Genomic DNA, 23,960 nt, shown 5'->3' with positions numbered 1-23,960 from the left:
CGATCAGAACTTAAAGTTGATCAACTATCTTCTGTAAAGTCTCGAGTCCTTTCTCCTCGGCTGCACGGGCCGTTTTGAGTGCCTCAATTGCCTTGTTTCTTCGTGCCTCGTCCTGAATGTGCTCCAGTTTACGGGTAACGAATGGAAAAAACTCCTCAACCCTTTTCAGATTCCGGGCAACCTTATCGTAGTGAGCAATCGCTTCATCAAACAGAGGTGCGAGTTTATCATCCAGGCGCTCCTTTGCCTCTTTAAGGAACCCAACAGCATAAGCCCTGCACTCAAGCCATACTGCCGCGTTGTAAGCCATACCGAACCCATCGGCGGTATCAGTCTCAAGTGCGCCAATCCAGAGATCAAAACCTTCTAATCCTGCCTTGTACTTATCATATATCCATTTCTTCGGACTCCTGGCGTGCTCAAGCACGAACTCAAAGGCCTGTTTGACCGTTGTGGCATCGTCGGCAGGTTTTGTTGGTTTTACCGAATACATCTCTATCACACCGATGTCGCCGGCAGCAAGCTCCTGCCAGGGCTTGGGGATCTTGGCAGGCTCAGGCAAGGGACCTGAGAAAAGGTATCCCTCCTCATCGTAGCCGTTGATCACGTAAAACTCAGGGATAGCCAGTTCCCAGCCGTAACAGGGTATACCTTCATCAATAGACTTCTTGATATATTCCCAGGCCTTTTTCCGCGCCTCTTCAAAGTCGGGTTTTCCTTTATGAGAGAACACCCCGTCGATCTCATAGCCGAGGTTTTTGCCCAGTTTGAATAGCATCTCGGTGTGCCACGCCGTGGGTCCTGAGGGACAGACCACCTCGTGCATGTTGATTAGGAACGCGTGACCGGTGGCACCGAAAAGCCAGGCGTCGGATACGTCCATGTCCAGATAATCAAGACACCCCTTGATGCAACCAATATGGGTAACCCACATGGGCTTCCACTTAAGGTTCTCAAGCTTCTTGGCCATTTCTCCTCCTTCTAATACGAGATTACGGTTTAGCCTCCCCAGGCAAACAGAAATCTACACAGATGCATGCCCTTGTCAACCCGCCCGTAATCTCGAGTAAGCCGAGATTAATATCCGAAGAATACCGGTGTACTACGGTTTCGGATGAATCCTTTTTAACTCCTTCGCTATCAACCGCATACCGGTTTCTAAAAACACCTCTACATAGCTATCGTTAAGATCGGTATCAGGATAGATATTCCACGGCTGATTCAGGTTTTCGTTTATGCCCAGGTAGCCGAATGCGTCCTCAAAAGCGGAAAAGTCTGGATCGTCAACATATAACTCTCGATTCCTAAGAAACTTGCGCCACTCGGCAAACACCGCTATCCGGGTGGCCATGGGGGCTACTTCAATCACTCGATACCTACCCAGGTTGAGTCTGAAATCCTCGCCTCCCTTGAACCGGCATCTCCCCCACTCCTCGGTTAAACCCGGAGGTGCGCATATCCTGATCTTTTCCACAATCTCGCGGTATTTATCTAAAAGAGGATAGGAGCGAATATCTCTCATCTCGTCTCTTGGCTATAATCCTTCCTGCGCAACAAACAACACCACCTTGGAGTAATGGCCGAGTCCATGTTTCTCTATATCTACTCCAAACTTCCTCCATACCTCCTCAAACGAAGGCGTCTGGACCCCGTAGATCTTGGGAACGTTGTCGCAGGCAAATCGGATCTCCTGCCTGGCCTGTTCCGCAGTGAGCTTCTTGCCCGTGTAGTAGGACTTTTTATCAAGAAGTTGAAATCCGTTCTCCTCAAGCATCTTTTCGTATTCCTTGGCAGCAAGCCAGGCGCAGTTGCAGATATAGGAGAACAAAGCCACCTCAATCTTCTGCGCCTCGGTTTGGCTCTCCTCCGGAGGCATCGCCGTAAAGCAGAAGTATCCGGTTGGTTTTAAGACCCTGGCTACTTCGTTAAATGTTCTCTTGACCCCCTCCCGCTCCCTGCTCATGTGTATATCCTCAAGCCCGAGGAAATTGATCACCATATCGAATTCTTCATCCGGGAACTCCATTTGAGTAGCATCCATCCTGACGACCTTTAGGCGATCACCTAACCCCAGTCTCTTAACGTTTCTTCGAAATACGTTGACATCGCTTTGAGATACATCTATCCCGATGATCTTCACGCTGGACTCGCGCTTCGCCACCTCTATAGCAAAGTACCCGTAACCTGTTGCAAGATCGAGGACTTTTATGTCTGATGCGAGGGGTAGATCGGCGGCGATCCTGGCGCGCAACCCTTCTAGTTTTGAAAAATACCTTGGATATTCGTCGTTTGAAACGTATTCCTCCATCATCATCCCCGATGTCCCAAGAACAAAATCCACATGCTTAGGAGGGGTCTGAGATATTTGAACTTTGAAATCGCAAGCACACCGCTAACCGTAATTCCCATCTCTAACGTTTCCATATAATCAAAAGCTCCCGATTTTCATTGGTTTCAATACCTTTAGAGGTTGAATATTCTGTAATTATCTTATCGACTTCCTGCCAGTGCCTTTCTATATCGAAATCCTCTGGAAGTGGAATGGCTTTTAGCCAGAATATAAAAGACTCCACGTCGCGAAACCAGTAACGAACGTCGTAGGATGCACGAGCCACAACCCTGCATCCGGCTTTGACAAATGCCTCGACTAATCTCTCTATATCCTGCGAAGGATCAGGTTCATACCCTCCTCCCGGTCCGCACCCGAACACGGAACATATGTTCTGTGTATTTCTTGATCCCACCTGCTGGGTGATAAAAACACCCTCAGGGCGAAGCACGCGAACGATCTCCCCGGCAAACACAGGAGAGTGTCTGTTTAGAACCACATCGAAACAGCTGTTGGGGAATCGAAGGACCTCAGCGTGCATCCTTTGGAAAGAAACCTTGTGCGTCAAGGATGACGGCGTATTCTCGCAAGCTGCCTGGATCATGGCTGGATCGTTATCTATGCCTATCCCGATGCCGAAGCAGGGAGCCAGGGAGAGAAAAATCTCGCCGCCTGCGGTGCCGATATCGAGCACGCGAGCAGAAGGCTCTAGATAGCGGCGCACAACGTCGGTGTAGTCCCAGGGAACGGGATCACGGTCGGATCGCACACGCGAGAAATCCCAGCCCCGACGCTCATTCACGGAACGAGCGATGCGTTGCAACTCCTCAAGCGTCATAAGTCGCCCTATTCATCTTGCCATTAAGATACCTATCCCCTACCCGGTGTTACACCGCGGGTGTTACGGGTAGACCTCAAGGTCCTTGCCTGAAACAACCTTGCCATCGTAGATTTCTGTGATCTCTCTAAGGAGTTCCTCTTCAGAGACGCCCCAGAAGAGTTGATGGTAAAGGATAAGGAGTTTCGGTCTTGCCTTTGACGCCATCTCTGCCAGTTGTCGTGATGAGGTGTGAACGCTTGAGTGGTAGCGCTGCCAGTCTGCAGGACGTTTTGCAAATCCCGCAAGCGAGTAGGCCTCGTGGATAAGCACATCGCACCCCCTCGCTTTCTCAACGATGGTCTCAGTCGGCGCGGTATCAGATGAGATAACGATGGTTCTATCTGTGGTTATGAACTTATACCCGAACGCCCTCCAGGAGCCGTGATCTACCTCAAAAGCTTCCACCTGAACGTTGGAGTCCTTATAAACGATTCCCGCTTCGATCTCACGAGCATTAACCCGCCATCCCTGATCGTTCGCCGGCTGAAGACCTTCCGAGCGCTCCCTGATATCCTCCTTGTAAGCCTGAAGTATATGTTGGGTCATGTATTTGATACCCGGCGGCCCGTAGACTTCAAGCGGTTCGGCCCGGCCCAGAACCCAGGGGGTGAGGATCAAATCAGGATAACCTACGGTATGGTCGGAGTGCAGGTGAGTGAGGAACGCCCGGGTGAGTTTGGTAACGTCAATACCGGCTTCAACTGCACGGTGGACCACTCCGGGTCCGAAATCTACGATGTAAGGTTGGTTATTTGAAAGAATCGCCAGCGCCGGTCCCCAGCGGTCAGGATCGGCGTTCGGGGTGCCTGTGCCAAGGAGAATGACCTTTGTAGTCGCAACCTGACTCATACCTCTCTACCCCTCCATTTAGGCAGGAAGAACCCGGTAAGCTCCATGTACTCTCTGTAACTATCTCCATAGCGGATGATGAGGTCCTTTTCTTCAGCTAACGATATCCAGATAATGATAGGAATCCACACCACCGAGTAGATGGCTAAAAAGGGCGAGTTGAAGAAGAACGCCAGCACGAACCAGCAGATAAGCTCACCTGCTGCCTGAGGGTGACGAATCGAATTGTAGATGCCGCCGTAGGGCTTCTGGTCCTTGCTGACGATGAGTGAACCTTTACCCGCATCTATCATGCCCCTACCCAGGAGATAGATGGAGGGGATTGCAAGAATACCGCCTGCGAGCGCCGATACCAAATAAGGCCAGGGAAAGCGGGTAAGTTCCGGGATCCGAAGAGGATAGAAGATGTAGATCACGTAGTTGGCTACGGCGAGGGCCAAAAAAAGGGCCGAAACGATGCGGTTGACTGTGGAGATCCTATAGGCCCTCTCCCCCATCTTGCGCTCAAGCTCTCCTGTACGGACACTCGCCAGGTAGAAGTAAGTAAATATAATGGTGGATGCAACCAGTACGCTGAAGTTGATCCAGACAATCATCCCATTCATCCAGTATATCATACCCTCCCCTACCAGCGTGTCAAGCCACCTGCTTCAGGCTTCCCTCGGCGGAGCCTTTCTGGTCACGAGCCAGCTTGCCAGGGACAGGCCTCCGCCTACCAAAGAGGGTAGGCTTGCTGCAAACATAAAGATATTAGGTCTCTAATTAGATATAATCGTGAACAAAACCAGTATTAAGAGACCTTCCCCTAACACGATGAAGCTCCCTACTCCTTCCCATATCCACGGAATAACGGCGCTGGCTATGATGATTACAGCAGGAATAATGAAAACCAATACGTTAGAAGCCTCCAACGCCTCCATCGCAGCAAAGAGTAATAATAAAATGGCCCAGAGAATCACCACACTTCGCCCAAAGTAGCGCAAGAGCTTCACCCACCAGGGAAGCTTCTTTTTAATACGAGACATTACGCCCTCCTTTAGGTTCGTTGAAATATACCTACCCCCTCCCGATCTGTCAACCCTGCGGCCCTCAGCACCTTGCCAACACGCGCTCGGGGTCTTTAAGGCCTCCTACGGACAGATTCCACCATAGTGCAGGATCAACTATCTTCATAAATGCCTCCTATTGAGACTTCAGATAACGCATCCGAGTCGAGATCGTTCCAATTTATTTCACCCCTATATTCAAAATATAGGATTCAGCTCCCCTCCCATTTTCTTTGGCGCTGTAGACTTCTCTGAACCCTGCCTTTTTCAGAACACTCACGTAATCCTGCCATGTCCACTTGAAAAGATCGAGTACGGATGCCACCTCGACTCGCATCTGGTCCTTTTCTTCGATAATGTGTATCCGGTTTCCCAGGATCCCATCAGGTGTTTTCTCGCGAGTTATCAGTACGATCAACTTGACTCCCTCCTTCTCATAAGGCGCAGGCACCTGGAATCGTCCCTCTTTCTTCAAATCTTCTTCTATCAGCTTCTCTTTATCCGAGTCCTCAGACCACTGGTGTGCGCCCTGAAAGATGAACTTCCCACCTTTGTTCAACACTGAATAGATACCTCTGGCAGATGCCTCAAGGGACTTTCGGCTCATAATCCACGCGAAAGCATCGTTGTAGACACAGTCGAACTTGCGCCTGGAGTGTTTCTCTAACTCTTCCCAGCGGGAACGGAAGAATTTTATCCTTAGCCCCTCCTCTTTTGCCAGCTGAGACGCATACTTGACCGCAATCGCGCTGCCGTCCGAACCTTCGACCTCATAGCCCATCTCGGCAAGTAGTATAGTCTTCCATCCCAGACCGCACGAGCAGTCCAGGATACTTTTAACATTCAGCCTGGGAAGAAGAGAGCTTAAAGCCCGACGGGTGCCTTCTTTCGATTCTCTGAAATCCGCCTTCCAGGTCTGTTTAGCAAACCATTTCCACTTCCAGATGATGTCCCAGGCCGCCTCGTCGAAATAGGTTAGGATTTTCCGTTCCCTTCTCATAATCCTCAAGATTATCTTGACTTTTTGGCTTGAGCCTTCTTGACCACCGACTCGATGAACTCCGACTTGGCATCGGTAAAGCCTAGACTGTCCGAACCAAATCTGGCAGCCAGCTCCTTTTTCAATTCGTAATACTCTTGAGCTGTCTCCGGATGGGCACGCAGGTAATCCCTGAACAGGATGTGGCTCTCCCAGAAATTGCTTCCTAGCTTGATCATGTGAAGATGCCTGTGTCTCTCAGGCGGACCCTTGCGGAAATAGCGTCTATCTGGAATTGAGACCTCATATTGAGGAACGTACTCGTAGCCGATGGTTGCAAGCGGTTCGATACACTTTTTCGCAATATAAAGTCGGCGGACGCCAACCATGACGTCAATTATGGGCTTTCCCCCCAGGCTGGGAACCGCTGTGCTCCCGATGTGCTCTATCGCCAATATCTTGCCTCCGATTACGCTAAGGATCTGCGCCTTTTCCTCCTCATACATGATCGGCCACTGGGGATCGTAGTCTGTAACTACAACCGGGCGTTCCATATCTCTTATCTGCTTGAAGCTTTTGCAAGCACCGAGTCCATCCACTGGTGCACGCTTACGCCTTTGGCTGTCGTCTCTTCGTAGAACTTTCTATGGCGCTTGTTCAGGATGCCGAACTCCCAGCCGCCAGTGGTGTTGTAGCAGAAGTTGTGCCACAGACATGCGGCAAGCCATTCCTTGACCGGGGTGCGCTCTTCACCAAGGTGAGCGTAGACACGAAGTATCTCGTTTTTTAGATCGAAACCCAGGTCAATGTGCCCGAGGTCGAGTAACAGGAACTGCATTGGGATACCTAAAAGCCACTTGTCCAGCGCAAGGGCGTAGCCGAAGATGAGTTGGCGCAGGCGTTTTCGTTCCGTGCCCTTGATCCGGGTGGGGATTTCCGGCTCACCCGTGCCGATGCCGTACAACCAGCGCTCCATCTTGCGAAAGGTGGCGTGATGGCAGTCGGAAAGCTCAGGCAATCCCCAGCGCATGGTGTAGGCGATGCGATACAATTTCTTTTTTGCTGGATCGGTGAGGGATTCCATGTTCTTCTGGTAATCTCCGTAATCTACGTGTATGTCGGGTAAACCGGTGGACTTGGATATCTCGTCGTCCAGCTTGAACCCTTCGCTTCCGGGTTCATAACAACGACTGTGGACCTTTTCTCTAACTGAATCTGGTGTGTTACGGGTGGTTAAGAACTCGAAGGGAAGGAGCAGGCGTTTTACCATGAGCTTCTGGAGATCGGTGAAGCGCTCCAGCGGCCCGAACCACCCATAGGTGCGCTTGATGAACCCACGAGCAAAGGGGTACTTTGAGATTAATTCTTCAGCTGGTTTACCGTCAAGGTATCTGAGGAGGGTTTCCTCGATGACCTGCATAGCCTCCGGCTGACGCGGCTGGGTGGTTTTTGTGCCCATGGGGTGCCAGCACCCGGAGTGGAACGCAGGATCAGGGAGTTTTCCTCGACCGATGGCATCCAGGATCTGGTCGGCAGTAACAGGGAAGCCGCTGTCACAGTGGACAAGTCCTGCGATCTGGGCGCGGATGCGACGAACATCATCACTGAGCGGTCCCAGTTTTTCCTGCATCTGGTTGATGTAGCGGATTCGCTCGTCCCAGGTCTCCTCATCGAGTGTGAACGACCACAACGACCACTTGTAGTAGATGTTGCCCTCTTCATCGGCTAACTCACCTTCCTGCAGCACTGCTCCCGCTTCGTCTTTCGACTCCCCAGCCTTCTTTAACTTAACCCCTTGCTCAAGTCTCTTCCCTGTCCATACCGCCTCGAACCCTGGAGTAAGCATCTTGTAGGGCACGAAAGGTTTTGTCTTGTAATCCTCCATGATGAAGCCTCCTTAGATGGTTTTGGTTCCACTCTTGCCGGAGGGCTTGGTCCTGACAAGTTTGCCTAAGTTCGCGTGCTTTTCGTAGAGTTCCAGCTTGTGCTTAAGTATCCGAGCAAGCCAGTGCTTGACCGGGGTTATCTCGCCAAGTTCAGGAAGATCTTGGAGATCGCCTGCAAGCCAAGCGTCAAGAGAAGACATGAATCCAGCATACCATTTGCGGCAGGCGTCAACGTTAGGATAAGTATCTTCGCATTGGAGGATGGGGTTATCCCCGGAGGGATTGCTCGAACCGATGACTCCAATCCGGTGGATAAGCTTTTCAAGATAGCGAAACGCCTTTGGGGCACACAGCCAGCTTTGCTCACAGCTGGCAATGAATCCTTCTCCCTTGGGCACCGTATCCTTGATCTTCTGCGTGAGTTCCTTGATGCGCGGCAATTTCAGCTCCGCGAAGTAGGGATCGCCGAAAGGTGGGTTTCCGTAGCAGCCCCAGCTATCGACTGCTCCTCGTGCATCGCCGGAGTAGCGATCCAGCATGAAGCGATTACGCTTGTCATCGGTCCAGACGAGAGTCTTTATCCACCAGCGCTGACGATGTATGAGTCTTTCAACAACCAGTTTTTTGTGCTCGGTAGGTTCGCCTAGAGTATCAAATATTGCGGTAACGATCTCTGTCCAATCCTTGCTCAGATCGGATCGCATCCCAAGCTCGGCTATGGCGACATCAAGGGACGCTTCCTTAAGCCATGCGTCGAGGCAATACCCGTAGTAGGACATAAGGGTCTTGCGCTCCGAATCGGCGGTATAACAGCCGTAGATGAATTCAGAACATCTTTCCTGGTTTATCGCCTCACACACCTGGAGCACGGGTCGCGGGAACGTATAATGGCCACACGGAGGGGGCCCAAACATCCTCTCTATTATCTTGCTTGCCCACTCAGGAACTTCGTCAAGAACCATCTCCTCTTCAAATATCTCCTGGAGTTCAGCCGAGGCAGGAAGCTTTTCCCATTCCACATCATATGGACTGTAAGACCACGCACGGCTGGTGACGCTGCACTGGTAGCCTTCCTTACCCCATTGCGTCATGACGAATCTTCCTCCTCTTCCTCATACAGGATCGGCCATTAGGGGCATTACAATCGAGCGCTTCATGTCGTTTCTCTGTCACCGCCCCTCACGTTCAGCGATACCTCGCTTCAACGGAGAGCCGAACCACCTGCCCATAGGCCATTCTGTGCCGGTTGGATAAAACGACGAACCACTTATCGTCTGCGGAGGGTAGCGTGAAATCCAAAGAGTCTGCCTCCTCGAAGGCGCAAGCGGGCACAAAGGGTTCCCCGGCAGCGAAGCGGTCGTAATTTGGCAAATCCATGACGTACAGATTGACCGATCCTTGCGGTTCGGCCCGGGTGAAGTTGCAGCCTAAGTAACTTGAGAAACCGTGAAGGATGCGCTCCGGCGTTTGGAGAAAGAATCGTGGAGCCGCTCTAGATGTAAAAACAACATTCGAATCCACATCTGGCTGATCCTTCAGGAGAGCGATGGGAAGGGTTACTTCATATCGTATCGTGTCACCGGGGATCGTATCGACATCTGCGGAGACGAACGGAATCGGCTCCGGCCTCATCCCCCGTCTGCGTTCCAGAACAGGGTCGGTTCTGGGTATGGTGTCTTTCCTGGCACGCTCGGATGTATCCTGCACAAGCTCGGGCCAGTCTAAAAGCGGGGTAAATACCTGCACAAAATAGTCCCTTCTGATGCCTACTTCAACTCGCGCAACACCGGCAGGATCGGTCCAGCCGATACCTGCATGGATCTTGGGCGGCGGGTCACCGTGATACCAGTGCGTCATGATGGTCACGGTTGCTCCGTCCACAGGGCGGCCTGCCGAATCACTCACCCGCACCTCGGCAATAAAGGTCGAATCAAAATACTCGCCGATGTAGTTGCTAACAAAGCCGTCGGCACGGCATCCCATGACTGAATAGTGGTTCTTGTTCTCATATACACCGTCGTCGAAACGGGTGCCCCGGTCTGAGCGAACAGCGGTGTAGGTACGCCATCTCCCTTCCAGATAGACGCCGTTCCATACGTGATCCACAGGGTGCGCTATCATGTTGCGCACCGGCACCAATCCGGCCCTAGATGACGCCGATAGCATATCCATCATCTCGCCGCAGTTGCCGTAGTGCAGATACAGGCTGCGCTGTGGATAATGGGTCCTCAAAGACTGCACGTATTCAGATGCGTCGCCCTCAAAGGTAGTGTCGAGATCCGATCCCCTGTAATAGAACGGAATCTCGGCGCAGCGGTCAGGAAGGTTCTGGGTAACGAAGTAGCCTATCACCTCAAGTGCCGAAGCTTTCTGGGAGAGCGTCTGATCGCCTGAGATGTTCAAGGGTTGGTGATTCCACAAAAACCGGGGTCCAGACAGCACATCCGGCAGGCGGGGGTATCCTGCAAGAGATAACTCACCGCTTCCTCGCGGAACACAGCTGAACCCCCACGGCATATGCAGTCCGCTCCAATCGTCGCCGGGATAGGCCGGGTCTGGTGCTCCGTGGAACTGGATAACCCGGTTCGGGGAGAGTTCCCTCGTACTCATCCACACCTGCCACAGCGAATCGCTCTCTGCCAGCCTTTCGTAGAAGCTTCGAGGCTGGCCGGATGGAATGATAATCTTGACGAACCCGCTGTCGGCGAAGAGCATTTCAGGAATCTCATCGGAGCCAAAAACGCGGAACCGGAAACCCATAGAGCCTAAAGCACGTTCAATCGTCGGTTCTCCGAACGGATCGCGATCCTTAAGAATGGCGATACGCACGTCTTCAAATCCCTCAGGGACAATGGCAGTATCCAGCATGGCCGATGCGTTGCCTGCGCGAAGCAGGTTCTCAAAGAGCCCGGTTCCCTCGCCCGTCTCCTCTAGCTCAACCGGGATGGTGGTGGCAATGACCTGTCCGTCCAACTGGTTGCCCGGCCATGCAAAAACGCACAATAATGATCTGCCCTCGGAATCGATAATCAAGGGTATGGGGTCGATTGAGAACTCGGTGAGAACGAGTTCAGCGGCTGTGGCGCTTGCAGGAACTTGCTCGATAAGGTTGGGGTATTCCATGACAAAGTGCCTTGAGGCGCAGCGTTTGGGGTCTCGATCCTCGTGCATCAGGTAATCCCGCCAGAAGACCCCGCCTGAATCCGGTGGGGCATACTCGCCGGTAAGTGGATCAATGAACGCTAAAGCCTCCCTGCCGAGCCTGGGGAAGACAACGTACCAGTAGTATACCTCACAGGGCAGTTCGTAGTACTCTTCTGAACCCTCGCCTCCCTCGAGCCGGTAGCGGGCGGTGCTCATCCAATCCCCGCCTCTGCTCGGTTTCCCATAGTCAATAAGCTCGACGTAATCATAGAGGGAATCCGCTTCATAGATGAGACGCGCGTTTTCTGCTATAATCCGCGGGTTAAATCGCCTGCCGGTGAGTTCCCTTGCAGAAAGACGCGCTATCGAGAAGGCAATCTCATCTATGAGCCGGGGATCGGTTTCGGCGAGGATAATCCCTGCCAGGCTGTCCTGTTTTTCCGCAGACAGGTTGTTGAGCTTCGCGGCCAGGTCTGACCGGAGCCACGCAGGCGAGACAGCAATCGCCCGTCTTGCTTTCTTCGTGAGGCTTTCTTCCGGAACTTTCCACGGGAGGAGCCTGCGTCCGTTCCATCGAAAGGCAACGTACTCCCCTGGGGGGATTTCTCCGTCAAAGACCTGGCGATGAATATTCCCGGCCTGCAGTTCTTGGCCCGGGCCGGGGAATATCACGGCGAACGCCTTCAGTATCACTGCAAATACGATTACCCGTCGCAAGGTCTTCATCCAAATCTCCTTTCAAAGCCTGCTTTCAGCCATTACAGTATTCATTACGATTCAAGTCCCCCCTCGCCCCCACAGCGCCCGGTTTACGGCCTCATCGGCTATATCCTGCTCTTCCTTATGGGCGTTGGCGTCCCACCATTCACGTTCTCGATCAAAGTCCACCATCATCAAATTAATCTTCCCGAGTAACCTGAATTCCTTGAGCTTTTAACTCCATCTCCAACTCATTGACCGCTTCATAGATGTATGGCTCAAGAGTATTAAACCAATCCTTCCAATCGGCTGTATTCGCTACATGAGGGTTCAACCGTACATACTTTGCTTTGGGAAGCAATTCCCGCCACTTTCCTTGGACATTATCAACACCCCAGTCTGCCGCTTCGCTCTTAGCGCTCAACCGGTTCTCCTTTAACCACAAGAGAAGTCTAGCACCTGACAACAGCCACTCAATGGAATGAATATCTCCAATCAAGGGATTTGCTCGGACTCCTTTGCAGAAATTAGCCACGTCTTCAAGTAGCGCCTCGCGACTTGCTACCGGAAACTCCATTCTCAAATCCTTACCCCAGATAACTACACTCCGTTCACGAATTACGTGAAGCACCAGCCAGCCTAATTGATTCTCGGTCCACATTCTCTCACCACTGGTGCCCCACCAGAAGGCTTTGCCTTTAACGGCTGGATTCAACATCTTACGGGGAAGAAAAGCTCCTTCTAGCATGTGGGCGAAAACCCCGTACTTACCGCTGCGAAAAGGGTTACGAAGGTTGGTAAGCTCACCGAAGTCCTTCTCTGAAAGTTCATCAGAAACCACCACCAGGAAATCCAAATCGCCGTAACCTGGAGCCAGATCGTCAAAGGTTACCGAGCCATACAAAACCACCGAAAGCAAGCGTTCCTTAAACTGCTCAGAGATCATACGGATGAACAGCTCAAGCGTAAGGTTTAAAAGCGGATCATTAAACTCACGAGCGAGAAACATCGGATTCATATCCTCCTTCCTTCTTTAATTAATCAAAGCCAGCGCTTTCTCCATATCCTCGGCTGCAGCGGACATCTCGGCTTTGCACTGAGCGATCATGATGTCATCCTCTTTTCCTACACTTTACTCAAAGGAGCCAAGATGTAAAGTGCTACTTCCTTATGTACGAGCCGGATCGGGTGAACGAGCGCGGCTTCATCTTGATAAAGCGGCCCTCGTCAATACCCACCAGGTTGCCGCACTTACATTTTACCTCTCTCCCTTCATGCACAGAGTGATCTTCGATTATTCGATCCGACCACAGGTGAAGCAACCGGTCCGCACCTATCTTCTTGTATTTGAACAGCTTGCGCTTGCACCTGGCACATTTAATAGTCAGCATACTATGGACTCAAAGGTTTGCCCCAGATGACTTTAGCGCCGAATTCACATTCCAGCATACCGTCCGAGGCGAATCCCGATAGCAAGTCTCTCACTTCCTGATCGAATGCCTCGGCCGCTTTCCTACCCATCCGTCGCCTAGTGAGGCTGCTTGTGGAATGGAAGTGTTCGATATAAGCATCCAGAGATTGCGTGTATAACACAGGGGCCGTCTGCTTGCTCCCTCGCTTCTGAAACAATCCTCTGCTCTCTAACTCTTCGACCAGATCGTATGGCTTGTAATCCCGATTGGTTGAGAATCTGGGTATAATCCTCTTCAGATCGTCATCCCATGGAAATGGTGAGAATACGTAGCTTACGATAGCCAGATATCCATTCGGGGTAAGTACCTCTCTAAACCTGGGAAGAACAACATCCCACTCCATCCAGTGCAGGCTCAATCCCGCTGTGACTAGCGCATAAGGAGGATTAAGCGGAACATCCTCGACAGAACCGAGTATCCAGCGCAGTCTGGGATGATTTCCGTTGGGGAGCTTCTTGCCTTCTTCGATCATATAACGGGAGAAGTCCACAGCATCTATTCTATCCACAAGATCTATGAGATTTCGGGCAATCAATCCGGTACCACAACCTACATCGAGAACCGCTCTCGGTTCGTCGGTAATGAGGTCAGAGAGTATCTCAAAGGTCACCGGAGGATAGGGAGCGCGGTAACGATATGCCTTTGCAACGCTTCGATCCTTGAACGGAACGCTATACTCTGGCCCAAGATGTTTGGGCTTAGGTTTCATTTGTCCCCCTAATTTTTTCGTAAGTCTCCAGCTTGGCAATCATCCCCCGGCTCCAGCGCTCCAGGAGTTCGATGTAGTAGGCTGGTCTTTGAGTCCGATCATCTTCCAACTTGTGCCAGTCTCTGGCCACCCGGACGACCTCCTTGTCATCGGTATCATCCAGCATCTCAATTATATCGTCCTTACGAGGTATGAACTTGCTTTCATTGATAAGAACCCACCACTGCAACGCATAGAAGCAGTTCTTGAAGTGATACTTGAGCTTGTGAACCACCTTGGGCAGATCATGCGGAAACAGCAGGTAGTGCCGGGCGGCATGCAGGTTGTCAGATGCCTTGAATTTGATGTCCGCAATCAAACTTTCAGAAGGTGGCGGGGTAATTAGGTGATCAATTGAACCATGGAACACCTTGCATCCGTAAAAGAACTGCATGTGCTCGTATCTGGGCATCTGTTTGAGTTCAGAAACCGAGAGCAGAAGCCCTGATGCCACAGACTGGGCATTCGGCATGATATTTATTATGTCTCGGAAAGTGGTTAGATCATCGTCCTCGACGCGATCCAGAACCACGGTGCAGTCGATGTCGCTTTCCGGCCCGGCCTCTCCCCTAGCCCAGCTGCCGTGATGCCCGACGAATATCAATCTATCACCGAAGCGCTTGCGGAGCTTGGCAAGAAAATCGGCCAGCCACTTATCAACTTCTGATTTGGTAAGCATATCCATCGTCCTTTATTGTGGTTTCACTGCATGTACGTGCAGGAAGATAGCAACGTGTTCACGCCATCTTCGTAAGCCTGGATACTTTCTACACACTTCCTCTGATGGCCTTGGTTCTGCTATCCGCTTCAGAACGAATCCTGCATTGATAAGTCCGTTAAGGTATGCAGAGAGCGTGCGGGGGAAGTAGATTATGGTAAACTTCTCGGGGTTCTCACTGCTGGGGAACTTCCAGCACTCCTCGTACGGTTCGGGAGAAAAATAATCAGAGATCACGATACTCACGGGGTGTCCTTGTTCATCCTCTATCCAGTTGATCTCCTTTGTCATAAAACAAGGATGGGATATGCTGAAGTAAAGTTCGCCTCCTTTTCGAAGAACCCGGAAGAACTCACCAACAGCACCCTCGTAGTCAGGCGCATCCATGAGCGCCATGAACGAAACCACCATGTCAAAGGATTCCGATTCGAAAGGGGGAAGATTAGAGAAAGATGCCACGTGGTAGGAGATCCCCAGCGGGTTGCGTTGTTCTTCTTCTTGGGCCAGTTCGATCATTCTTGAGGAGATGTCAACCCCGATCACCTGCGCCCCTTTTTGGGCCATGATTCGCGTGTTATAGCCCTCGCCGCAGCCTGCGTCCAGAACCTTCTTGCCGTTGATATCGCCCATGAACTCAAAGAAGGCGGGGTTGTTGAATAGATCGCGATAGGTATCGTATCCCTTGCGAACCTCCTCTGCCCAGCGATCCGCATCCTGATTCCAATGTCTGCCTACTTCTTTGTCTGATACTCTCATATGGCTCCTACCGCATCATCACAGCCGCCCTGCCGCCTTGAGCACGTAAAGCGCATCGGCGGTCACGAACTCATTGGACTGAGTTTTACCGGTTGGCTCCCCAGTCGACAAGGGAGTCTCCACCGCGTGGTAGCACCTTAACAAGATCGTAGAACTCCTGACCGGGGTTACCTCCCCCGAATGTGTTAGCTGGACCTGCTCCCTTGTAAGACTCTTCCCAGAAAGATTTCTTGTTCATATCAGCTCAGCCGATCTCAGCCGGTGCCTTCTCCATTTTCCTAATATAAGTCAGCCTATACGCCTGAACAGACAGAAATGTCTGGCCCTTACTCTACCCGCTCCATCTCCTCCATCAGCTCTTTTTCCAGCCGCCTCGCGCTCTTTGATCGGGATATGGCATGAGAGGAGATGTAGCCCGCATACTCCATAGGTACAGACCATACCTGGCCGGCGTAACCTATTATAAGATTTTCGAAATCCATAAAACCTGCTTCCTCTGCGCCGCCTGCGGTAAGTCCTACGACCTCAGCACAAACCCTTGCGAACCAGGCCAGCCTCTCTTCGTGAGAGGCTTTCTTCCATCTCGGGTTCTCTTTAACAAGCCCCTTAAAGTCAACGCGTACGTCGTAGACCTTTCCTTTACGGATTATCTCTACATCCGCTTCGAATGGGCTTTGCTGTGCGATTGCCTTCTCAAGCTCGGGTGCTATCGCCTTGATATACCCCTTCTGGGCTCTCTTCTTTCCGCTGCATGCAAGGCCAAACGCCACCACCCCAAGCATGCCTATCATTAAGATTCGTTTCACCAAAAACCTCCAGTTTAAGATCACCCTACAAAGGGGTTAATCCTGCTTTTCTATCCTTCTGAGGACTTCCTCCTCCAGCTCTTTCTTACTCATCGTCTTTGCAACACGATTAGATGCCAGATAAACGCAGTCGTCAATGGAAAGGGACCAGACCTCGTTCTTGTAACCCATGACTAGATTCCTAAACTCAAGATGGCCTTCGTACTCCATCGCGGTCATCCCTACAGGTACGGCACATGACAAGGCAAAGTAGGCTCGCCTTTTATCAGGTGGATACCTGGTCCATTCGTAATCCGAGATGGTAAGGCTTTTTAAATTTACGCGTACGTTGTAGACTTTTCCCTTGCGGATCAACTCTACATCCACATCAAAGGGCCCTGCTTTCTGAATCGCCTTCTTGATCTGAGTACCTAAGACTCTGACTATACCCTTTTCTGCCGACTTATTCCCACATCTAACAGCAACTATAGCAAGGATTAGGACGGTTAAAGTAAGGGCTCTCTTCATCCTAGACCTCCGATTTAATAATAGTCAAGCTAAGCGTAAAGGAATAATAGGAAGGCCAGCGATATAAAAAGAGAACGTCATTTATCGCCTTCTTTCAGCTTAAGATTAAATCTTTAAGCCCCGCTTCGCTGAGAGCTATTTCACCTGTCTGCGTTCTGTAATGAGTCTTGTGTCAATTTCCTCTTCAGTCATAGTTCCCTTGATATTTGCCGATGCGATGTAGGAGCAGAAATCTACCGACAGTGACCACACCTCGTCTTCATACCGTATGAGGAGATCGGCAAAAACGAGATCTTCCGGGGCCTTTATGGCATGGAGCCCTACGGCAAATGCACAGGCTTTAATGAAGTAACTGAACTTCTCCTCCGGAGAAAGAACATTCCAGTCCAAATCCTTCCTGGATACGCTTACAAGATCAACCTTTACGTTGTAAGCATCGCCCTTTCTTTGAAGCCGGGTTTCAACGTCAAATGGACCTGAATCCTCTATTGTCTTTTCGACCTTATTCGCGAAGTATTCGCCTGTCAGTGTATCGGCTTTCTTTTTACCTGCGCATGCCAGGGAGAACGCCACAGCCGCCAGCAGCGTAGCTGCAAGGATCCTCTTCATGCAAGCCTCCATGGTTAAAGATGACTAACCATACCGGAAAAATGTAGAAAGTCAAGTCCGTTTAGTCTTGGTGGAAACAGGAACTGCTCCAGGGTAATCTTGACACCCCGGTGATTTCGATTAGAATCAATTGCTACTTGGTGGGTGTAGCTCAATTGGCAGAGCACTTGACTGTGGCTCAAGATGTTGGGGGTTCAAGTCCCCTCACCCACCCTAAATAACATTTCACAAAAATTTTCTTCTCCCTTTGGGACTAGACAAGGCCAGTTTATTGAATATACTTATGTAAGCGAGTAAGGAGGAGTCCTGGCGGCAGTTTTATTTTTGCCCCAGCATAATCTTATATCGTTTTAAGTAAGCTTAACTAAAAGGAGGAGTGGTGAAGAGCAAGCTTGCTTACGTTAGTATGCTGATACTAGTTTTATTCAGCATGCCCTTGTTAAACTCGTGTGGATCACATCAATCAAAATCTGGTCCTCAGACCCCTGCCAATTACCTTCCGCAACCTACTCATGAATTTGGCCTTCCAGCTTATACATTTGAAGACGAGATAATCAGGCATACCGCTTATACACTCAAATACAGAGAAAATTGCGAGCAAGCCGAGTGGGTAGCATACAAGTTAACAGCTGAAAGAGCAAGTGGTACTTATTCAAGAACTAATGATTTTCGCCCGGACCCGATGGTAGAAACTGGTTCTGCAGAGTTGTCAGATTACCGGAATTCGGGTTATGACAGAGGTCATTTGGCACCAGCGGCAGATATGGCTTGGTCCCCAACTGTAATGTCTGAATCGTTCTTCATGAGCAATATGAGTCCTCAGAGGCCGAACTTCAACAGAGGCATATGGAAACGACTAGAACAACAGGTACGGAATTGGGCAAAGCGATACGAAGAAATCTACATAGTTACTGGACCAGTTTTGCCGGATAATCTGCCGACAATAGGACCGAATCGCGTCGCTGTTCCAAACTACTTTTACAAAGTAATACTTGATCTCAAGCCTCCCGAAGTGAAGGGGATTGGATTTGTTCTGGCGAATCAAGGATCATACCAAGGTTTAAAAACCTATGCAGTAACGATAGATTCTGTAGAGACGCTGACCGGAATAAATTTTTTTTCTGATCTTCCAGATCCATTAGAGATGGCATTGGAAAGCCGAATAGAATCGGCTTGGACTTTCGACGTTACTTCTACCCATCCTAAGGAGATTACTGCACCGCCTCCTAAGAAACCGCCTCAAGAGAGAGATGTAACAGTATACATTACACGGACTGGGAAAAAATATCATAGGGGTTCATGCGGGTACCTTCACTCTAGCAGGATAGCAATCTCTAAATCACAAGCTATTCGGAGGGGGTACACTCCCTGTTCTAGGTGTCGTCCTTAGGGACGCATCTACAAATATTGCACTGGAGGCTAGAGAGGCCGTTCCACGTCGCTCGCTCTAGATAAACCGGCAAACACAGAGAGCGCAAGCGCATAAAGGATGTTGGCATTCATACCCCTTTACCCCTCCCCCTACCCCCTCCACGAAGGGAGGGGGATTCCAATCTATTATATTCCTCCCCCCTGGTGGGGGAGGTTAGGAGACTGTAGGGGCCGACCTTCAGGTCGGCCCGCATCTCATTAAAACTCAAGCTCTATCCCAACCGGGCAGTGATCTGAGCCCATCACATCGGATAGGATGAAGGCGGATTTGAGGTTATCCGCGAGGTCAGGCGTAATAAAGAAGTAGTCTATGCGCCAGCCAACGTTGCGCTCACGCGCCTTGAAGCGTTGATCCCACCAGGTGTAGGCCTCCCTGCGGTCAGGATAGAAGTGGCGGAAGGTGTCTATGTATCCGTGTTCGGTGAACTTATCCAGCCAGGCGCATTCCTCTGGCAAGAACCCGGTGTTCTTCCGATTCGGCTTGGGCCGGGCAAGGTCGATCTCGGCGTGCGCGGTGTTGAAGTCGCCGCAGAGGATTACACCCCTCTCCTCTTTTCTGAATCCCTCGGCAAGCTCGAGCATCTTGTCCGAGTAGGCAAGTTTGTAGGGGACGCGGTAGTTTCCCGCACCGCCGTTTGGTATGTACACGTTAAAAAGCACGAACTCCGGAAAGTGAAGGATGATGAGCCTGCCCTCGTTGTCGAACCGCTCCTCGCCTAATCCGTACTCCACCTTGAGGGGTTCTTGTTTACAGAACGCTGCGGTGCCCGCATATCCCTTGCGCTCTGCGCTTGAGTAATAGACGTGGTAACCTGGGATCTCCAAGAGATCGTTGGTGAGCTGTTCTGGCTGGGCTTTGGTCTCCTGAATGCCGAGGAAATCCGGCTGTGCCTGCTTGAGCCATTCAAGGAATCCCTTGCGGTGCGCGGCCCTTATCCCGTTTACGTTCCACGAAAGAAGTGTCAGCTTTACCATAACTTATGATACTCTACTTGTGAAAAATTTCAAGTCCCTCTTCATGGAACCCGGTCAGCCCTACATCGCACTCGTTACAAAAAAGCTGGTCAAAACCTGGTCAAAAATGGGTCAAAAGGTACCCAAAAGGTGGTCAAAATTCGGGGTCCCCACGACATGAAATGACGACGCTTGCGGAGTAACTGCGTAGCAGATTTGTGGGGTGAAAAAAGGTAGTCAAAAGCTAGACAAAAGATGGACAAAATTTCGGGGTCCCCGCGACATGAAATGACGACGCTTGCGGAGTAACTGCGTAGTAACTTTGTGGGATATACAAAGTATCTGGGGTCCCCGCGCGGATGCGAAGCAACCGCGTGGGGTATTTTACCGCCCCATCTTGCGGGCGATGAGGGTGACCAATGTGCCAAGGAAGACGTAACCCATGATGACCTCACCGATAACCGGAAGCTTGGCCCAGCTTTTCAGGGCGGGCGAGATGTCGCCGAACCCCAGGGTTGCAAAGGTAACCACGCTGAAGTAAAGGCAGTCCCAGATGCTCTTGATTTGCTGGTTCCCTTTGTAAAGCAGTTGTCCCCACCCAGCGTTTGTACCCCAGAAGTAAAGAAGCCCGAAGCCGAGGATGAAGCCTACCGCCCAGAACGCGGTCAGCCACCACCTTTCACCGAAACCCATAACCGCCCACGAAAACCACAACACGAGCCATCGGAAGAAGGTATTAACTTTTGAGCGACGCTTAGTATGGGGACGCGATTTCTTTAAAAAAATTCCTGGAGGCTGCTGGCCATAGAAACAACGCCAGAACGCATTGTGTTTCGCCATCAGCTTTTCTCTATAGTAAGCTTTAGATTCATCGCCATACTGGCCTTTTTGTTTGAAGTAGGCTTTTAGATCTCTATATACATCACCGGCTTCTATCCAATCTCGGTCCACCTCTTCACCGATTTCTTGAATGTTGGCCCAAGTTAAGTCGTATGCATCCCGCCATATTGCCCCGCTCAAATAGGCTTGACCAAGGTTGGCCCCGCTGAAAATCGCTTTGTCAAGGTTGGTATCTTTAAGATCAGCCTTCCACATAAAAGCCCTTTCTAAGTGTGCACCTTCTAAACTACAACCAAAGAGAAGGGCCCCATAGAGCCTAGCGTCTCGAAGATAAGCACCTTTCAGATTCGCATTTCGTAGAACTGCTTTGTCGAGTAAAGACCTAGAGAGGTCTGCCCCCTCCAGATTGACTTCTTGAAGGTTGGCTCTCTCTAAATGTTGTTCCGTTTTTGCCCACAACTCAATCTTCCTTTTATAAGCGGTTTTCTTATCATCGGACAAATGCTTCCAGCAATATTCTTCAAGGAAGGGGGCGTACTTCGTACATCCTTCAGCTTTACATCCCTTCCATACTTTCGGGTCGGGGGGTTTGGAATCTTTTGCGGGTTTGCGCCCTTTGGGTTTAGCCATGTGCGATTTTAATGTAGGTTATGCGAGGTGTCAAGCATCCCCTCCCCCTTTGTCCCCCTCCACCAGGGAGGGGGGAAATAATCCGAGAGAATAACTCTGGAGCGCAACTACCGCGTCGTTGCGGCGACCGATGAGTAAGTGGCCTTCTTGGATACTTTTTTGAATTTTCACTCTATATTCAGCTTTGTTACTAAGGTGTCCCCAGCAGTAATCCTCAAGAAAGATGGCGCAAAGCTCCGAATACTCTCTCATTAACTCTTGTTCGTTTACTCCACCGAACCCCTCAAGCTGTTGAGCTTGCTTCATACACTCCGGGTGCTTGCACCACTTCCATTCTTTCGGGTTGGGTTGGGGCTTACGTTCTTTTGGTTTAGCCATCAGGTATTGTATAAGAAAGGTTGATTTAAGTCAAGGCGAACATGTAGCGCGAACCTTTAGGTTCGCTGCGAGGCTAAAGCCTCGCACTACGTGGGCTGGCGATTTTAACGTGGGTTATGCTGGGTGTCAAGTGCTCTCCAAAAGTACCCCTCCCTCGACGGGAGGGGATAAAGGGGAGGGTGAAGCGTCGCTGAGGAAACGGTAGATCACCCCCACCCTACCCTCCCCCGTTGAGGGGGAGGTATGATTACAGTCTATCGCCAAGCTTCAGCTCACCCTCCTAAAAGCTCACGGCTGACGGCTAACAGCCAACTGGCCAGTGGGCCAGTGGGATGTCAATTAGCCGCTGACAAAACGCCGGGGGAAGGGGTATCGAACTCCCCGCCCCCTAACCCCCTACCCTATGGGGTGCAGTAAAATTGGCACCCCAAGGGGCACGCTGTCCACCAAGGAGGGGGATTTAATCTGCGCCATCTGCGTTCCGAAGGAGAACGACTGTAAGGAGTTCTAATCTGCGGATTAAAACTGCTTCTCTGGAGTGCAACGACCGTGTCGTTGCGGCGACAACATGGTTGTCGCACTCCAAACAAAAGCCTCCCTTGATAAGGGAGGTGGACGCTCTTCGAGAGCGGACGGAGGGATCCCCCTTTTATTCCCCCTTGATAAGGGGGACTTTCCTCACCCCCACCCTACCCTCTCCTATCAAGGGGTAGGTGGTTTAATCCGTGAAATCTGCGAAATCTGCGGTTAATTAGAATTGCCGTATGTCCACTTCCCGGCGGTTGGGGTAGCGCACGACCTTGTTCTCCCAGGTGCGGATAGTTATGAAATCCGGGCCCCGGGAGAGCACGTATTGAGGCAGTATCGGGGTCTTGCCAAGACCGTGAGGCGCGTTGATGATGTAGCAGGGAATCGCAAGGCCAGAGGTGTAGCCGCGCAAAAACTCCATTATCTCGATCCCCTTGTCCACCGAGGTCACGAAATGGAGCGCGCCCTTGATCTCCTTGGCGTGGAAGATGTAGTAAGGTTTCACCCTGATCTTCAAGAGTTCCTGATTGAGTGCCTTAACCACGCTGCATCGGTCGTTGATCCCATTCAGAAGCACCATCTGGTTGCCCATGGGGATGCCAGCATCGGCAAGCATCTGGCAGGCTCTGGCAGAATCCGGTGTTATCTCGCGCGGATGGTTGAACTGGGTGTTGAAGAAAAAGGGGTGATACTTGCTAAGCATCTTTACCAGCTCAGGTGTGATGCGCTGTGGCATGGTTACCGGTGTGCGTGAGCCGATGCGGATTATCTCGACGTGGTCTATCTTACGCAAAGTCGAAAGCATACGTTCGATATCCTCATCCTCCCGGGTCAGTGGATCGCCGCCTGTGATCAAAACGTCACGAATCTCGGGGTTGTCGCGGATATACTTGATCGAGGATTCGATCTTTCCCCAATCTGTGTGATGGTCTTTCTGACCGAGAAGCCTTCGGCGCTGACAATGTCGGCAGTAGGTGGGACAGATGTTTGAGGCGAGGATTATCAACCGGTCAGGGTAGCGCCGGGTGATGGCAGGGGCAGGCGAGGTATACTCCTCCCCCATGGGATCAAGTGTTCCACCCGACACGGTAAGCTCGGCTATCAATGGAATAGCTTGAAGCTTTATGGGACCGAAACGATCGGAGAAGTCGGCCAGGGAAAGGTAGTAGGGCGAGACCGCCCAGCGGTAATGCCTTCCGACCCTGGTGATGTCTGCCAGATCCTGCTCCTCGAGTTCGATTAGCCGGGCCAGGGTGTCCACATCACGGATACGGTTTCTAAGCTGCCAGTGCCAGTCGTTCCACTGCTCCTGGGTTCCACCCAAGGCGTCCAGGATACGACGCTTGCGTACCTCGACATCTTCAACCACGTCAAAGCCGGTGTGGATTGTCTTTCTGGATTCAAGATATTCTTCGATTCGCTCGCGCAGTTTCTGGGCACGATTCAGCGCGCGTTGGCGTTTACTGTCAATCATCTTACTCTCCTTTAATCTTCATACCTAAACCTTAATGAACAGAGTTGCGATTAAGACGAAGTTCCTAAGGGCACTTATTATAGACGCTTAAATTGGCAATGTTCGATTCAACTTCAACCTAAAGAATGAAGCCAACTCCTCTCAGTTTGCCTCAATAATACGCAAAAACAATCCAGATGCAACCCTTAACGGCTGAAAAGAATGTGGTGCAGGCTCTCCAGCCTGCGCAAACAGACAGGAGTGTCTGTTCTACATATCGCCCTGAAGGTCGGCCCCGACGGGCTTATCCCCCTCCCC

The 23,960-nt window shown here is 51.1% G+C and carries 26 protein-coding genes and 1 tRNA gene; 3 read left to right on the top strand and 24 right to left on the bottom strand.

Annotated elements, in window-relative coordinates; genetic code table 11:
* Nucleotides 1-10: 10 nt before the first annotated feature.
* The 20 genes from CEE36_04770 to CEE36_04675 all read right to left on the bottom strand — a co-directional run bounded on the left by CEE36_04770 (nucleotide 11) and on the right by CEE36_04675 (nucleotide 17,428).
* The gene (locus tag CEE36_04770; GenBank protein ID TKJ43348.1) at nucleotides 11-970 is read right to left on the bottom strand and encodes a hypothetical protein; all 960 of its coding nucleotides are present in this window, start codon (nucleotides 968-970) and stop codon (nucleotides 11-13) included.
* 132 nt (nucleotides 971-1,102) lie between these two features.
* Complete coding sequence (locus tag CEE36_04765) at nucleotides 1,103-1,522, bottom strand: hypothetical protein (GenBank protein TKJ43347.1); 420 nt, start codon at nucleotides 1,520-1,522, stop codon at nucleotides 1,103-1,105.
* Between the two features lie 12 nt (nucleotides 1,523-1,534).
* Nucleotides 1,535-2,314, bottom strand: a complete 780-nt coding sequence (locus CEE36_04760; protein ID TKJ43346.1) for a hypothetical protein — start codon at nucleotides 2,312-2,314, stop codon at nucleotides 1,535-1,537.
* A 97-nt stretch (nucleotides 2,315-2,411) separates the two neighbouring features.
* A complete protein-coding gene (locus CEE36_04755) occupies nucleotides 2,412-3,167 on the bottom strand; it encodes a hypothetical protein (protein ID TKJ43345.1) in 756 nt (251 codons plus the stop codon).
* Nucleotides 3,168-3,230: 63 nt separating this feature from the next.
* The gene (locus tag CEE36_04750; GenBank protein ID TKJ43344.1) at nucleotides 3,231-4,058 is read right to left on the bottom strand and encodes an MBL fold metallo-hydrolase; all 828 of its coding nucleotides are present in this window, start codon (nucleotides 4,056-4,058) and stop codon (nucleotides 3,231-3,233) included.
* Nucleotides 4,055-4,675: a hypothetical protein gene (locus CEE36_04745; GenBank protein TKJ43343.1), complete on the bottom strand. Its 621-nt coding sequence runs from the start codon at nucleotides 4,673-4,675 to the stop codon at nucleotides 4,055-4,057. Before CEE36_04745 ends, CEE36_04750 begins: the two co-directional genes overlap by 4 nt.
* 141 nt (nucleotides 4,676-4,816) lie before the next feature.
* Complete coding sequence (locus tag CEE36_04740) at nucleotides 4,817-5,083, bottom strand: hypothetical protein (protein TKJ43342.1); 267 nt, start codon at nucleotides 5,081-5,083, stop codon at nucleotides 4,817-4,819.
* A 202-nt stretch (nucleotides 5,084-5,285) separates the two neighbouring features.
* A complete protein-coding gene (locus CEE36_04735; GenBank protein ID TKJ43341.1) occupies nucleotides 5,286-6,104 on the bottom strand; it encodes a hypothetical protein in 819 nt (272 codons plus the stop codon).
* A gap of 11 nt (nucleotides 6,105-6,115) precedes the next feature.
* A complete protein-coding gene (locus tag CEE36_04730; protein ID TKJ43340.1) occupies nucleotides 6,116-6,637 on the bottom strand; it encodes a hypothetical protein in 522 nt (173 codons plus the stop codon).
* Between the two features lie 5 nt (nucleotides 6,638-6,642).
* Nucleotides 6,643-7,968: a hypothetical protein gene (locus CEE36_04725; GenBank protein TKJ43339.1), complete on the bottom strand. Its 1,326-nt coding sequence runs from the start codon at nucleotides 7,966-7,968 to the stop codon at nucleotides 6,643-6,645.
* 12 nt (nucleotides 7,969-7,980) lie between these two features.
* Nucleotides 7,981-9,060 carry a hypothetical protein gene (locus CEE36_04720; protein ID TKJ43338.1) on the bottom strand — a complete coding sequence of 360 codons (1,080 nt, stop codon included), beginning with the start codon at nucleotides 9,058-9,060 and terminating at the stop codon, nucleotides 7,981-7,983.
* Between the two features lie 94 nt (nucleotides 9,061-9,154).
* On the bottom strand, nucleotides 9,155-11,839 hold the full coding sequence (locus tag CEE36_04715; protein ID TKJ43337.1) for a hypothetical protein: 2,685 nt from the start codon (nucleotides 11,837-11,839) through the stop codon (nucleotides 9,155-9,157).
* Nucleotides 11,840-12,011: 172 nt separating this feature from the next.
* A complete protein-coding gene (locus CEE36_04710; protein ID TKJ43336.1) occupies nucleotides 12,012-12,830 on the bottom strand; it encodes a hypothetical protein in 819 nt (272 codons plus the stop codon).
* Nucleotides 12,831-12,972: 142 nt separating this feature from the next.
* On the bottom strand, nucleotides 12,973-13,203 hold the full coding sequence (locus CEE36_04705) for a hypothetical protein (protein TKJ43335.1): 231 nt from the start codon (nucleotides 13,201-13,203) through the stop codon (nucleotides 12,973-12,975).
* 1 nt (nucleotide 13,204) lies between these two features.
* The gene (locus tag CEE36_04700; GenBank protein TKJ43334.1) at nucleotides 13,205-13,993 is read right to left on the bottom strand and encodes a hypothetical protein; all 789 of its coding nucleotides are present in this window, start codon (nucleotides 13,991-13,993) and stop codon (nucleotides 13,205-13,207) included.
* On the bottom strand, nucleotides 13,983-14,717 hold the full coding sequence (locus CEE36_04695) for a hypothetical protein (protein ID TKJ43333.1): 735 nt from the start codon (nucleotides 14,715-14,717) through the stop codon (nucleotides 13,983-13,985). The genes CEE36_04700 and CEE36_04695 overlap by 11 nt, the downstream gene beginning before the upstream one ends.
* A 6-nt stretch (nucleotides 14,718-14,723) precedes the next feature.
* Nucleotides 14,724-15,506, bottom strand: a complete 783-nt coding sequence (locus tag CEE36_04690; protein TKJ43332.1) for an SAM-dependent methyltransferase — start codon at nucleotides 15,504-15,506, stop codon at nucleotides 14,724-14,726.
* Between the two features lie 326 nt (nucleotides 15,507-15,832).
* On the bottom strand, nucleotides 15,833-16,297 hold the full coding sequence (locus tag CEE36_04685) for a hypothetical protein (protein TKJ43331.1): 465 nt from the start codon (nucleotides 16,295-16,297) through the stop codon (nucleotides 15,833-15,835).
* A 51-nt stretch (nucleotides 16,298-16,348) separates the two neighbouring features.
* Nucleotides 16,349-16,819 carry a hypothetical protein gene (locus CEE36_04680; GenBank protein TKJ43330.1) on the bottom strand — a complete coding sequence of 157 codons (471 nt, stop codon included), beginning with the start codon at nucleotides 16,817-16,819 and terminating at the stop codon, nucleotides 16,349-16,351.
* 135 nt (nucleotides 16,820-16,954) lie between these two features.
* Complete coding sequence (locus tag CEE36_04675; GenBank protein TKJ43329.1) at nucleotides 16,955-17,428, bottom strand: hypothetical protein; 474 nt, start codon at nucleotides 17,426-17,428, stop codon at nucleotides 16,955-16,957.
* A gap of 140 nt (nucleotides 17,429-17,568) precedes the next feature.
* On the opposite strand from CEE36_04675, the gene CEE36_04670 reads away from it, so the two are divergent.
* A tRNA-His gene (locus CEE36_04670) sits at nucleotides 17,569-17,644 on the top strand.
* 214 nt (nucleotides 17,645-17,858) lie between these two features.
* The gene (locus CEE36_04665; protein TKJ43367.1) at nucleotides 17,859-18,818 is read left to right on the top strand and encodes a DNA/RNA endonuclease; all 960 of its coding nucleotides are present in this window, start codon (nucleotides 17,859-17,861) and stop codon (nucleotides 18,816-18,818) included.
* Nucleotides 18,819-19,057: 239 nt separating this feature from the next.
* On the opposite strand, the gene xth is transcribed toward CEE36_04665, so the two are convergent.
* The 3 genes from xth to CEE36_04650 all read right to left on the bottom strand — a co-directional run bounded on the left by xth (nucleotide 19,058) and on the right by CEE36_04650 (nucleotide 21,661).
* Entirely contained in the window at nucleotides 19,058-19,834 is a 777-nt protein-coding gene (xth, locus tag CEE36_04660; GenBank protein TKJ43328.1) for an exodeoxyribonuclease III, read from the bottom strand.
* Nucleotides 19,835-20,197: 363 nt separating this feature from the next.
* Complete coding sequence (locus tag CEE36_04655; protein TKJ43327.1) at nucleotides 20,198-21,283, bottom strand: hypothetical protein; 1,086 nt, start codon at nucleotides 21,281-21,283, stop codon at nucleotides 20,198-20,200.
* A gap of 30 nt (nucleotides 21,284-21,313) precedes the next feature.
* Complete coding sequence (locus CEE36_04650; GenBank protein ID TKJ43326.1) at nucleotides 21,314-21,661, bottom strand: hypothetical protein; 348 nt, start codon at nucleotides 21,659-21,661, stop codon at nucleotides 21,314-21,316.
* 568 nt (nucleotides 21,662-22,229) lie between these two features.
* On the opposite strand from CEE36_04650, the gene CEE36_04645 reads away from it, so the two are divergent.
* Nucleotides 22,230-22,412, top strand: coding sequence for a hypothetical protein (locus CEE36_04645; protein ID TKJ43325.1), 183 nt, complete (start codon nucleotides 22,230-22,232; stop codon nucleotides 22,410-22,412).
* Here CEE36_04645 and CEE36_04640 read toward each other — a convergent pair whose 3' ends face one another.
* Nucleotides 22,413-23,663: a lysine 2,3-aminomutase gene (locus CEE36_04640; GenBank protein TKJ43324.1), complete on the bottom strand. Its 1,251-nt coding sequence runs from the start codon at nucleotides 23,661-23,663 to the stop codon at nucleotides 22,413-22,415. It abuts the gene before it with no gap.
* Nucleotides 23,664-23,960 lie beyond the last annotated feature (297 nt).

This window comes from candidate division TA06 bacterium B3_TA06, assembly GCA_005223075.1.
GTDB lineage: Bacteria > Hydrothermota > Tepidihabitantia > B3-TA06 > B3-TA06 > B3-TA06.
Note: the sequence above shows the minus strand (reverse complement) of the source record. Positions and strands in the feature narration are given on the sequence as shown.

Excerpts from the sequence above, each read along its gene's own strand:
- CEE36_04770 (TKJ43348.1), bottom strand. The coding sequence starts at position 970 with ATGGCCAAGAAGCTTGAGAACCTTAAGTGGAAGCCCATGTGGGTTACC.
- CEE36_04765 (TKJ43347.1), bottom strand. The coding sequence starts at position 1,522 with ATGAGAGATATTCGCTCCTATCCTCTTTTAGATAAATACCGCGAGATT.
- CEE36_04760 (TKJ43346.1), bottom strand. The coding sequence starts at position 2,314 with ATGATGATGGAGGAATACGTTTCAAACGACGAATATCCAAGGTATTTT.
- CEE36_04755 (TKJ43345.1), bottom strand. The coding sequence starts at position 3,167 with ATGACGCTTGAGGAGTTGCAACGCATCGCTCGTTCCGTGAATGAGCGT.
- CEE36_04750 (TKJ43344.1), bottom strand. The coding sequence starts at position 4,058 with ATGAGTCAGGTTGCGACTACAAAGGTCATTCTCCTTGGCACAGGCACC.
- CEE36_04745 (TKJ43343.1), bottom strand. The coding sequence starts at position 4,675 with ATGATATACTGGATGAATGGGATGATTGTCTGGATCAACTTCAGCGTA.
- CEE36_04740 (TKJ43342.1), bottom strand. The coding sequence starts at position 5,083 with ATGTCTCGTATTAAAAAGAAGCTTCCCTGGTGGGTGAAGCTCTTGCGC.
- CEE36_04735 (TKJ43341.1), bottom strand. The coding sequence starts at position 6,104 with ATGAGAAGGGAACGGAAAATCCTAACCTATTTCGACGAGGCGGCCTGG.
- CEE36_04730 (TKJ43340.1), bottom strand. The coding sequence starts at position 6,637 with ATGGAACGCCCGGTTGTAGTTACAGACTACGATCCCCAGTGGCCGATC.
- CEE36_04725 (TKJ43339.1), bottom strand. The coding sequence starts at position 7,968 with ATGGAGGATTACAAGACAAAACCTTTCGTGCCCTACAAGATGCTTACT.
- CEE36_04720 (TKJ43338.1), bottom strand. The coding sequence starts at position 9,060 with ATGACGCAATGGGGTAAGGAAGGCTACCAGTGCAGCGTCACCAGCCGT.
- CEE36_04715 (TKJ43337.1), bottom strand. The coding sequence starts at position 11,839 with ATGAAGACCTTGCGACGGGTAATCGTATTTGCAGTGATACTGAAGGCG.
- CEE36_04710 (TKJ43336.1), bottom strand. The coding sequence starts at position 12,830 with ATGAATCCGATGTTTCTCGCTCGTGAGTTTAATGATCCGCTTTTAAAC.
- CEE36_04705 (TKJ43335.1), bottom strand. The coding sequence starts at position 13,203 with ATGCTGACTATTAAATGTGCCAGGTGCAAGCGCAAGCTGTTCAAATAC.
- CEE36_04700 (TKJ43334.1), bottom strand. The coding sequence starts at position 13,993 with ATGAAACCTAAGCCCAAACATCTTGGGCCAGAGTATAGCGTTCCGTTC.
- CEE36_04695 (TKJ43333.1), bottom strand. The coding sequence starts at position 14,717 with ATGGATATGCTTACCAAATCAGAAGTTGATAAGTGGCTGGCCGATTTT.
- CEE36_04690 (TKJ43332.1), bottom strand. The coding sequence starts at position 15,506 with ATGAGAGTATCAGACAAAGAAGTAGGCAGACATTGGAATCAGGATGCG.
- CEE36_04685 (TKJ43331.1), bottom strand. The coding sequence starts at position 16,297 with ATGATAGGCATGCTTGGGGTGGTGGCGTTTGGCCTTGCATGCAGCGGA.
- CEE36_04680 (TKJ43330.1), bottom strand. The coding sequence starts at position 16,819 with ATGAAGAGAGCCCTTACTTTAACCGTCCTAATCCTTGCTATAGTTGCT.
- CEE36_04675 (TKJ43329.1), bottom strand. The coding sequence starts at position 17,428 with ATGAAGAGGATCCTTGCAGCTACGCTGCTGGCGGCTGTGGCGTTCTCC.
- CEE36_04665 (TKJ43367.1), top strand. The coding sequence starts at position 17,859 with ATGCCCTTGTTAAACTCGTGTGGATCACATCAATCAAAATCTGGTCCT.
- xth (TKJ43328.1), bottom strand. The coding sequence starts at position 19,834 with ATGGTAAAGCTGACACTTCTTTCGTGGAACGTAAACGGGATAAGGGCC.
- CEE36_04655 (TKJ43327.1), bottom strand. The coding sequence starts at position 21,283 with ATGGCTAAACCCAAAGGGCGCAAACCCGCAAAAGATTCCAAACCCCCC.
- CEE36_04650 (TKJ43326.1), bottom strand. The coding sequence starts at position 21,661 with ATGGCTAAACCAAAAGAACGTAAGCCCCAACCCAACCCGAAAGAATGG.
- CEE36_04645 (TKJ43325.1), top strand. The coding sequence starts at position 22,230 with ATGGTTGTCGCACTCCAAACAAAAGCCTCCCTTGATAAGGGAGGTGGA.
- CEE36_04640 (TKJ43324.1), bottom strand. The coding sequence starts at position 23,663 with ATGATTGACAGTAAACGCCAACGCGCGCTGAATCGTGCCCAGAAACTG.